This window comes from Sphingomonas oligophenolica (assembly GCF_039522915.1).
Lineage (GTDB): Bacteria > Pseudomonadota > Alphaproteobacteria > Sphingomonadales > Sphingomonadaceae > Sphingomonas > Sphingomonas oligophenolica.
Map to the genome: position 1 here is coordinate 65835 of NZ_BAAAEH010000038.1, position 10892 is coordinate 76726.

General features: G+C 66.7%; 8 protein-coding genes. 2 read left to right on the plus strand and 6 right to left on the minus strand.

Annotated features, from left to right (window positions below; genetic code table 11):
- Positions 1-20 precede the first annotated feature (20 nt).
- Positions 21-1802 (plus strand): ABC-F family ATP-binding cassette domain-containing protein, encoded by a 1782-nt coding sequence (locus ABD050_RS19110; RefSeq protein ID WP_343891089.1) that lies wholly within the window; start codon positions 21-23, stop codon positions 1800-1802.
- Positions 1803-1816: 14 nt separating this feature from the next.
- Here the strand turns inward: ABD050_RS19110 and ABD050_RS19115 are convergent, their stop codons facing one another.
- The 6 genes from ABD050_RS19115 to ABD050_RS19140 form a co-directional block, all read right to left on the minus strand.
- Positions 1817-2830: a sensor histidine kinase gene (locus tag ABD050_RS19115; RefSeq protein ID WP_343891090.1), complete on the minus strand. Its 1014-nt coding sequence runs from the start codon at positions 2828-2830 to the stop codon at positions 1817-1819.
- A gap of 70 nt (positions 2831-2900) precedes the next feature.
- Complete coding sequence (locus ABD050_RS19120) at positions 2901-3713, minus strand: ATP-binding protein (protein ID WP_343891091.1); 813 nt, start codon at positions 3711-3713, stop codon at positions 2901-2903.
- Between the two features lie 27 nt (positions 3714-3740).
- Positions 3741-5801: a tetratricopeptide repeat protein gene (locus ABD050_RS19125; RefSeq protein ID WP_343891092.1), complete on the minus strand. Its 2061-nt coding sequence runs from the start codon at positions 5799-5801 to the stop codon at positions 3741-3743.
- Positions 5794-7149 (minus strand): PEP-CTERM-box response regulator transcription factor, encoded by a 1356-nt coding sequence (prsR, locus tag ABD050_RS19130; protein WP_343891098.1) that lies wholly within the window; start codon positions 7147-7149, stop codon positions 5794-5796. Before prsR ends, ABD050_RS19125 begins: the two co-directional genes overlap by 8 nt.
- 5 nt (positions 7150-7154) lie before the next feature.
- A complete protein-coding gene (gene prsK / locus ABD050_RS19135) occupies positions 7155-9218 on the minus strand; it encodes an XrtA/PEP-CTERM system histidine kinase PrsK (protein ID WP_343891093.1) in 2064 nt (687 codons plus the stop codon).
- Positions 9219-9222: 4 nt separating this feature from the next.
- A complete protein-coding gene (locus ABD050_RS19140) occupies positions 9223-10611 on the minus strand; it encodes a TIGR03013 family XrtA/PEP-CTERM system glycosyltransferase (RefSeq protein WP_343891094.1) in 1389 nt (462 codons plus the stop codon).
- Between the two features lie 181 nt (positions 10612-10792).
- On the opposite strand from ABD050_RS19140, the gene ABD050_RS19145 reads away from it, so the two are divergent.
- A partial coding sequence (locus ABD050_RS19145; RefSeq protein ID WP_343890439.1) for a sugar phosphate nucleotidyltransferase occupies positions 10793-10892 on the plus strand: 100 nt, incomplete at its 3' end.

The window sequence follows — 10892 nt, forward strand, 5'->3', positions numbered from 1 at the left end:
GCGCGCCCTAACGGACCGCCATGGCAGCACCAATCCTCGCTTATGAAAATCTCGGCATCATCCAGGGCTCGGGGTGGCTGTTCCGCGGGCTCGACATCCATATCGGCGCGCGCGATCGGCTTGCACTGATCGGCCGCAACGGCGCCGGCAAGACGACGCTCCTCAAGCTGATCGCCGGCAAGATCGAGGCGGACGAGGGTCGGCGGACGATCGTGCCCGGCACCCGTGTCGTCCTGCTCGAACAGGAGCCTGACCTCGCCAACTTCCCAACATTGCTCGATTACGTGCTGTCGGGCGATGACGCGCCCGCGCGGCACGAGGCCGATGCGATCGCCGATCAGCTCGGCATCGACTTGACGCGTGAATCAGCGAGCGCATCGGGCGGCGAGCGCCGCCGCGCCGCGATCGTCCGCGCGCTGGCGATGGACCCCGATGTGCTGCTGCTCGACGAGCCAACCAACCATCTGGACATCGCAGCGATCGACTGGCTCGAGGATTGGCTCGGGCGGTTCAGGGGCGCCTTCATCGTGATCAGCCATGATCGCACCTTCCTGACTCGCCTCACGAAGCAGACACTGTGGCTCGATCGCGGATCGGTGCGGCGCGCCGAGATCGGCTTTGGCGGTTTCGAGGCCTGGACCGAGCAGGTCTATGCCGAAGAAGCGCGCAATGCCGAGAAGCTCGACGCCAAGCTCAAGCTCGAGGAGCATTGGTTGCTGCGCGGCGTGACCGGGCGGCGCAAGCGCAACCAGGGCCGACTCTCCAAGCTCCACGAGATGCGCGCGGTGCGTGCAGCGATGATGGGGCCGCAGGGCACCGCCAACCTGTCGATCGGCAGCGACGATGTCCGGACCAAGGTGGTGATCGACGTCAAGGGCGTCAGCAAGAGCTTTGGTGACCGGACGATTATCAAGGACCTGACGCTCAGGATCACGCGCGGCGACCGGATCGGCATCGTCGGTGCAAACGGCGCCGGCAAGACGACCCTGCTCAAGCTGCTGACTGGAGAGCTGGCGCCGGACACGGGGCATATCCGCCTCGCCAAGACGCTCGACCGGATCGTCATCGATCAGCAGCGCAGCCTGATGGCGCCCAACAAGACGGTGCGCGAAGTGCTCGCCGATGGCGGCGACTGGATCGAGGTGCAGGGCGTCAAGAAACACGTCATCGGTTATCTCAAGGAGTTCCTGTTCGAGCCGGGGCTGGTCGATGCCCTGGTCGGAACCCTGTCGGGCGGCGAGCGGTCGCGGCTGCTGCTTGCGCGCGAATTCGCCCGGCCCTCGAACCTGCTGGTGCTCGACGAGCCGACCAACGACCTCGATCTCGAGACGCTCGACCTGCTGCAGGAAGTGATTTCGGACTATGACGGCACGGTCCTGATCGTCAGCCATGATCGCGACTTTCTCGACCGTACCGTGACCATCACGCTCGGGCTCGATGGCTCGGGCACGGTGGACGTGGTCGCGGGCGGTTATGAGGATTGGGAGAAGCGCCGCAAGCAGCGCGTGCTCGGCGGCAAGCGCGCCAATCCGCGCAAGGTGGAGCCGACCGCGCCGCCGGCGCCGAAGGTCAAGCTCACCTACAAGGACCAGCGCGACTACGAACTGCTGCCCAAGCAGATCGAGCAGCTTGAGGCAGCCATCGCGCGCGACGAGGCGGCGCTGGCCGATCCCGATCTCTATGCGCGCGATCCGGCGGCGTTCGACCGGCTGATGAAGGCGATCGATACGGCCCGGGCCCGGAAGGACGCGGCGGAGCATCGCTGGCTTGAGCTCGCCGAGCAGGCCGAGGCGTTGGGGTAAGAAGCTTCCCGAGACTACGCCGCCAGGCCCATGGTCACCCGCGTGCCGGTACCGTCGCTTTCGGTGGTGATCGCGCCTCCGGCCTGACGGGCAAAGGCCTCGATCAGGCGGCTGCCCAGGCCATGATCGGGGCCGGGTGTGGCAACGGCTTCGGGCATGCCGACGCCATCATCGGCAACCATGACGACCCAACCGTCCGGCTTCGCGCGAAAGGTGACGACGATGGTGCCGACCTCGCGGCCGGGAAAGGCGTGCTTGGCCGCGTTGGTGACGAGCTCGTTGATCACCAGCCCGATCGATACCGCGCGGTCGCGCGGCACGGCGGCCTTGTCGCTGTTGCAGACCAGGGTGATGCCACCCCGCGGAAACAGCGATTCGGAGAGTGCCGCACAGAGATCGCCGAGATACTCCTTCATCTCGACCGCACCGGGCTGGCCACTGCCGCGATAGAGATGGCGGTGCGCGCGGGCGATGCTGTCGACCCGCATCTGCGCGGTTTCGAGCGCCTCGGCGGTCGCCGGGTTGCTCGCACGGCGCTTCTGCATGTCGAGCAACCCCGCGACGATCGCGAAATTATTCTTCATCCGGTGGTCGAACTCGGCGAGGAACAGGTCGCGATCGGCGATCTGGCGATCGCGCTCCTGCGTCGCCTTTCGGGCGACGCTGCGGAACAGCTCGGCGATGAGGATCGTCATGATCGCGGTGATCACCACGACAATCACCGAAAACGCCTCTGCAGGGTTTGCGAAGCGGAAGCTGTTCTCGATCGGATAGAGATAATACCAGATATAGAGGATCATGATCGTGGCGGTGATCACCCCGGCGAAAGCGCGCGCGAACAGTGTCGCGAGCATGATCGCTGGATAGATCAGGGCGAACGGCGCCGCGCCTCCGGCAACGATATCGAAGATCATCCGCACGATCCGCGCAGCGACAACCGACAAAAGGCCCACACCGACCTGAGTCACCCAGACCGGGATGGTGGGCGACAAGCGGTCGCAGAGATCGAAGTCGCCGATATGTTTCATGACCGGAATCACGCCAGTGCGGCAGGATCAAGTCAAGCCGCACCTGAGATAAAGCTGCCCGAGATCAATATTATGACAGCGATCGCCCGCTCCGCCCGGCGAGATCGACGATATAATGCCAGGCGACACGGCCTGATCGGCTGCCGCGCCGCGTTGCCCAGCCGATCGCATCCTGCGGATCGAAGGCGAGGCCATGCGCCGTTGCATAGCCCTGGACGATCGCCAGATAGGTGTGCTGGTCGATTGCGTGGAAGCCGAGGCTGAGCCCGAAACGGTCGGCGAGCGCGAGGCTGTCATCGATCGAGTCACGCGGGTTGATCGCGCTCTCCTGCTCGGCAATGTCGCGCGGGATCAGATGGCGACGGTTCGAGGTGACGACCAGACGAGCATTGGCCGGCCGGGCCTCCGCACCGCCTTCGAGCATCGAGCGGAGTGCGCGGGCATCGCCGGCTGCATCGAAGCCGAGATCGTCGATGAACAGGATGAAGGCACGCCTGACCGGCGCGATCGCGGCGAACAGGGCAGGCAGCGTGTCGAGCCGGGTGGTCACCACTTCGATCAGCGCGAGGTCGCCGCCAGCCGCCTGCACGGCTGCGGTCGCACTTTTCACCAGCGCCGATTTTCCGGTGCCGCGCGCGCCCCAGAGCAGCACGTCGTGCGCGGCCGATCCGGCGGCAAGGCGTTCGAGATTGGCGAGCAGGGCGGCTTTCTGCAGATCGATATTGCGGAGCTGGTCGAGCGGCTGCGCCTCGAAAGAGCGCGCGGCGGTCAGCGTATCGCCCCGCCAGATATAGGCCGGGTGGGTGAGCGGGTCGGCCGGCGCGGGGGATGGTGGAGAGAGGCGATCGAGCGCGTCGGCGATGCGGGCGAGAGGGTCGGTCATGCGCGGCGTGTTACAAGGAGCCGACCATCAGGCAATAGGCGTTCCCAATGCTTTCAACGCCGCGATCGCCGCATTCCGATCGTCGAAGCCTGGATCGGCCAGGGCCGCCTTGATCTGGCTGACCGCCTCAGCCTTGCGGCCGAGATCGGCATAGGCCTGGCCGAGATGCCAGCGCAGCACCGAATGCTCGGGCGCGATCGAGGCTGCTTTTTCGAGCAGCTGCAGCGCGGGCCCGGTATTGCCCTGCTGGTAGAGCGCCCAGCCATAGGCATCGGTCGCGACCGGGTTCATCGGCGCGAGGCGATACGCGGCTCTGGCATAGACCAGCCCGGTATCGGGATCGTCATCCCCGATATAGGCATAGGCAAGCTCGGCGAGCAGCGCCCCGTCACGATTGCCGATCTGGCCGCGCAGCCCCTCGAGCGTGTCGATCGCCGTGTCCCAGTCGCCGCCGGCGATCTGCCAGTGCGCGGCGAGCCGCTGGCCGGCGATGCTCTGCGGATTCTGCGACAGGAACAGCGCCAGCACATTTGCCGCCTCCTGCCGGCGGCCGCCACGATCGAGCGCATCGACCGCGCGGAGCATCGTCGGCTCGTCGAACCGCGCATCGGCGGCGCGGGCATAAGCCGTGGCGGCGTCGCCATAGCGCTTCATCACCATGAGCACATCACCGAGCGCGAGCTGAGCAGCAGGCGCGCCGGGATGGTCGCGCGCAAGCGCCTGCGCCTGGCCGAGCGCAGCGCCGGTGTCGCCGGCATCGATCAGGCCGCGAAGATAGTCGAGCCTGAGCACGGGATCGTCGGGCGCGTCATTGGCGGCATTGCCGAGCACGGGCAGGCTGTCGTCAGTACCGAAGGGGGTCGATCCGCCATGCGCCGGCCAGGCAGCGCGATCGAGGAACCTGCTCGACCAGTCGCGCTCGCCGGTCCGCTCGAAAGCGCGGGCGACAAGGCTGAGCGTATAGCTGTCGGCATCGCCGCGCAGCGCGATCGGGCGCAGCACGTCGAGCGCGCTCTTGGCGTCGCCCGATCGGAGTAGCGCAGTCGCGAGCAACCTGCGCACCGAGAGGTTCATCGGCTGGCGGCCGACCAGACCGCGCCATTGCTCGATCGCCTGCTCATAGGCGCCGGCCTGGTAGGAGAGCACACCGCCAAGCAGCATCGCACCGGGCAGCCCGTCAAGCTTGCCGGCGGTCCGCTCCATCAGCGACCGCGACAGATCGTAATTGCCAGCGCGTGCGGCGAGGACCGCCTGGAGATAAAAGGCCTGTGGGCTGCCTGGCCGTGCCGCAAGCGCGTGGCGGGTAGCCTCCAGCATATCCGCATAGCGCCCGGCATCTCCCAGCGTGGCGGCATATTCGATCAGTGCCGGATGGTAATAGGCGTCATGCTTCAGCGCCGCCTCGAACCAGGGGAGCGCAGCGACCAGGCCATATTGGCCGCGGACCAGCTCGCCGCGCAGCGTCAGCGCCTCGATATTGTTGCCGTCGAGCGCGATCGCCCTGGTCGCCGCGTCGATCGCGCCCGCAGTGTCACCCGACGTATAGCGGACGCGTCCGAGATCCGACCAGGCTGCGCTGTCCCTGGGTGCGACTGCGAGCAGCCGCGCGAGCGTCTGCTGCGCGCCCGGCAGATCGCCCTGTGCGGCGAGCGCCCGCGCGCCGACGCGCAGGGCATATCCAGCGAAGCGCGGCTCTGCCTTGCCCGCTTCCGCGATCGCGCGCTTCGGGTCGCCCTGGAGCAGCCAGGCATGGGCGTAGAGCTGATGCGCGCGCTCGATATCGAAGCCGGCGTCCCTGGCGCGACCGAGCTCGCCCTCGGCGGCGACGCCGTCCTCGAGCGCAAGATAGATGCGCGCCAGCACGGCATGGGCCAGGCCCCAGCCCGGATCAGCCTTGATCGCCGCCTGGGCATGGCGCCGTGCCGCGCTGATATTGCCGGCATGGAGCAGGCCGAGGCTCCGCGAAAGCTCGAGGCGCGCATCGGCGGCACCGGCGGCACGGGCGGAGCCGGTGGAGGCGAACGCGATGAGTGCCGCCGCCAGAATCGAGAGCGAGCCGGCAATCATGAGGGGGCGGCGATTACGCATGGAGATCATAGCTCTTCAGCAGGTCGTAGAGCGTCGGCCGGCTCACCCCGAGCAGCTTGGCGGTGTTCGAGATATTGCCCTCGGCGCGCGCCAGTGCGTGGCGGATCGCCTTGCGATCGGCTGTCTCGCGCGCCGCGCGCAGGTTGAGCGGCATCTCCTCGGCATTGCCAGGCAGATCGAGATCGGCCGCGGTGACGAGCTTGCCCTCGGCCATGATCACGGCGCGTTTCATCCGGTTCTCGAGCTCGCGGACATTGCCCGGCCAGCTCCAGGCGTCGATCGCCGTGCGGGCCTCGGCCGACAGCCCGGTCACGCCGGGGTTCATCGACTTGGCGTATTTTTTGAGGAAGTGGCGCGCGAGCAGCCCGGCATCGCCCGACCGCTCGGCGAGCGACGGAATGCGCACGACGATCTCGGCGAGCCGGTAATACAGATCCTCGCGGAAGCGACCATCGGCGACCATTGCGTCGACATCCTGGTGTGTGGCGCAGACGATCCTCGTGTCGACCGGAATCGGTTTGCGGCCGCCGATCCGCTCGATCACCCGTTCCTGAAGGAAGCGGAGCAGCTTGACCTGAAGCGGCAGGGGGATGTCGCCGACCTCGTCGAGGAACAGCGTACCGCCCTGGGCCTGCTCGATCTTGCCTTCGGTCGTCTTCACCGCGCCGGTAAAGGCTCCCTTCTCGTGCCCGAACAATTCGCTTTCGAGGAGCGTGTCGGGGATCGCGGCGCAGTTGATCGCGACGAACGCGCCCCTTGCGCGCGGGCTCGCATCATGCAGGCCGCGCGCAAGCAATTCCTTGCCGGTGCCGCTCGCGCCGAGCAGCATCACCGATACGTCCGCGCCCGCCACCCGCTCGATGGTGCGGGTGACCTTGAGCATCTCGGGCGACGCGGTGATCATGCCGCCGAGCGCAGTCTCGCCCTCCTGCCGTTCGGCGAGCCGGCGGTTCTCCGCCTCGAGCGCATGGACATGAAAGGCACGCGCGACGATCAGGCCGAGCGCGTCGATGTCGATCGGCTTGGCGTAGAAATCCCATGCGCCATCGGCAATCGCCTTCAAGGCGCTGTCGCGCGCACCATGGCCGGAGGCGACAATCACCTTGGTATCAGGCTTGAGCGCCAGGATTGCCTCCAGGGTCGCGAAGCCCTCGCTCACGCCGTCGGGGTCGGGCGGAAGGCCGAGATCGAGCGTGACGACGGCAGGTTCCTCCAAACGCACCATATCGAGTGCGGAGGCGCGGTCGCCGGCGACGACAACGTCATAATCTTCATAAGCCCAGCGCAATTGTCGCTGCAGCCCGGTATCGTCCTCGACGATCAGCAGCTTGGGGCGGGTCTCTTTCATGTCGGTCATGCCGCCTCCTCGAGCGACGTCGAGCGCGGTGCGGCGAGCGTCACGCGGAACCGCGTGCCTTCGCCCTCGCGGCTTGCCACCGAAACGCTGCCGCCCATTGCCTGCACGAGCTGCTGCGCCTCGAAGGCGCCGACACCGAAGCCGCCCGGCTTGGACGAGGTGAACGGTCTGAACAGCTTTTCGCGGATAAAGGCGGGGGTCATGCCGCATCCCTGATCGATCACGTCGACCACCATCTGACCACCCTCGGTCATGATCGCGATCGTCACCGGTTCGGCCGGATCGCTCGCCTCGATTGCGTTCTGGACGAGATGGCCGAGCGCCTGCTCGAACCGGGCCGGGTCGACCAGGGCCAGCGCGCGGCGGTCTCCGATCACGGCGATCGGATGCTGGGCGCGGCGCCGGGCGGCGACGCCTTCGGCCAGCGGCAGCACCTCGACCGGCCGCAGCTCCTCGGCCCGGCCTGAATGATGCTGGGACAGCCGCGCGAGCAGGTCATTCATCCGCCCGGCCGAATCCTGCAGGGTTGCGACCATGTCGGCGCGGAAATCGGGGTTGTCGGCATGGCGTTCGGCATTGCGGGCGACGAGGGTCAATTGGCTCACCAGATTCTTGATGTCGTGCATGATGAAGGCGAAGCGGCGGTTGAATTCGTCGAAGCGCTGGGCATCCGAAAGCGCTTCCTGCGCGCGGGCCTCGGCCAGATAGCTCGCGACCTGGCGGCCGGCGATGCGCAGCAGGTCGAAATCCTCCCAGTCGAGCGCGCGGTCGACCGGCGGCCTGGCGAGCAGGATCGCGCCCTGCAAGCGGTCGAGATGGACCAGCGGGACCAGTGCCCAGGCGTGGCTCTCATTGACCATCCACAATGGAGCGGCGGCAATCTCTTCCGGCGTGGCGCTCTCGCTGCGCACCGCATCGAGCTCGATGATCCGGCCGCTCGCGCCGAGATAGGTCGCAAGCGCTTCGTCGTTGCCGGTGTGGGGCAGTCCGTCGGGCGCCCAGTTCCAGCCCGGGCCGATGCCGAGCCCGGTGCCGTCGGGTACGAGCAACAGGCCCGAGGGCGAATCGGTCAAATCGGCGACTGCCTTCACGATCCGTTCGTCGAGCGGGGCCGCGCCCTCGTCGGGCTTGCCGAGCGTGTCGGTGAAGCGGATCCACTCCGCGCGATAATCGTAGCGGTGGCTGAAGAAATGCTTGGCGAGCTTCACCTTGGTCCAGGCGCGGAGCCAGGGCGAGGAGAGGATGGTGAGGACGGCAGCGGTCGAACCGAACACAAAGGCGGTCTGCAACACGCGCGCATTGTCGCCGCCGAACGCAGCGATCGCGCTGGTCGCAGCGAGCATCGCGACCGCATAGAGCAGGGTCGCGGCGAAGGAGAGTGTCTGCCAGGCGACGGTGCGCGACAATTGCAGCGTCCAGTCGCCGTTGCGCTGCACCGCGATCGCGAAGACCGGGGCGGCAAGCGCCATCACCATGCCGCGGGTGGCGAGCAGCACGGGCGGGCTGCTGGTGCCGCTCAGATAAGCGCTTGCATAAAGCAGCAGGTCGATGCCCCACATCGCCGCCAGGGCGATGACCGCGAGCCTGATGCCGCCGCGCGCGGGTGGCGCGACCGTCGAATAGAGATGGTTGACCAGCACAAGGGCGCTGATCGCGATCATCGTCCGCAGCAGCACGCCCACCGTCCCGAGGGCGGGCAGGGTTTCGTGGCCGATCGCCTGGTCGGCGATCGCGAGCGCAGCGCTTGCCACCACGATCACCCCGACGACTCCGTAGAGGAGCGCGATGGCGCGGGTTTCGGGTGTGTCGCGATCGCGGCGCACGAGCGCGAACATGAAGCTGAACCAGCTGAGATTGCGTGCGGCTTCGGCGATCTGGGTCACCATGTCGGTCGCCCCGATTCCGGCCACCGCGAGCGCCCAGAGCGCGGTGACACCGAGCGCGATCATGAAGGTCAGTCGCGGCAGGGCGGTTCCCGCGTCGCGCAGCCTAGTCAGCGCGACGCCTGCGAACAGCAAGGCGGCGAGCGCGTGGCTCCAGAGGATGATGGTCACCGGCATCGCCTCAACGCGCACCCTCTGGCCACAGCACGACGCGGATCGTCTGCAGCAGGATCAGCAGGTCGAGGAACGGCGAGTAGTTCTTCGCATAATAGAGATCATATTCGAGCTTCTGCCGCGCATCGTCGATCGAGGCGCCATAGGGATAGTTGATCTGCGCCCAGCCGGTGATGCCCGGCTTCACCATGTGGCGCTCGGCATAATAATTGAGTTGCTGCTCGAGATCGTCGACGAATTGAGGGCGCTCCGGGCGCGGGCCGACAAAGCTCATCTCGCCCTTCAGCACCGACCATGTCTGGGGCAGTTCGTCGATCCTGAGCTTGCGGATGATCCGGCCGATCCGGGTGATGCGCGGATCGTCCTTCTCGGCCCAGACCGCCTTGCCGTCGACCTCCGCGTCCTGGCGCATGGAGCGCAATTTGATCACGTCGAAGCCGACGCTGTAGAGCCCGACCCGGCGCTGGCGATAGAAAGCCGGGCCCCTGCTCTCGAGCTTGATCGCGATCGCGGTGACCAGGATCAGTGGCAGCGTCAGGATCAGCAGCACGAGGCTGGCGGCGATATCGAACAACCGCTTGAACAGGCTCGACAGCATCCGGCCCGAGGAGAAACCGTCGGAGAAGATCAGCCAGCTGGGGTTGACGCTCTGCAGGTCGACCCGGCCGGTCTCGCGCTCGAGAAAGGTCGAAATCTCGTTGACATGGACGCCGGTGGTCTTGATCCGCAACAGGTCCTTGAGCGGCAACGCATTGCGGCGCTCCTCGAGCGCAAGCACCACTTCGCTTGCGTTGAGCAGCACGACATGGTCAGCGAGATTGTAGATCGCGTCGCGCGCGATCGCCTCGGGAATGACACGCGCCGGTTCGCTCATCGAGACATAGCCGACGACGACGAAGCCGGCGCCGGGAGTCTGGGCGAGCGCCTTCAGCCGCGCCGCGCGGGCGCCGGCGCCGAGGACGACGACGCGGCGCTTGAACACCTGCCCGCCAAGAGTCTTGCCGAGCAGGATCCTGAGCGCGATCAGCGATGCGACGGCGATGCACATCGAATAGAGCAGGTTCGATCGCCACAGGGTGATCGCCGGCATCAGAAACAGGATCGCGCTGAGGAAGATCACGCCGAGCGAGACCGCGACGAGCAGGCGCGCCGCGGCGTGGCGCAGCGACTGGAGCGAGGTCGCGCCATACACGCCGACCGCGATCATCGCGAGCTCGATCGTGGCGGCGAAGGTCAGCAATTGCGGGATTCGGGTCTGGATCGGGAGTACCGCCATGCCGATCTGGCGCGCGCGGAGTGTCCAGCCGAGGTCGCCCGCGATTATCAGCAGGACGAGGTCGAACAGTCCGAGCAGGAGCACGGCATTGGGTATGTAATGCTTGAACAGCCTGATCATCGTTCGCGCAGTCCTTGCCGCCCCCATGTCCGGGCTCGCGTGTAAACAATTCCGACACGCGTGATTCGCTGTCGCAGAAATTGACAAACAAAGGTTGAACGCCGTGGATCGACGTTAACCTTCGGCAGTTTCTATGGGGCCGCTCTGCGCCTAGAGACGGAATGCAACAGGAGTTTAGCGAATGCCGCTTTCCACGCCGATCATCCCTGTCATCCTGTCGGGCGGGTCGGGCACGCGTCTCTGGCCGATGTCGACTCCCGAACGCCCCAAGCAGATGCTGG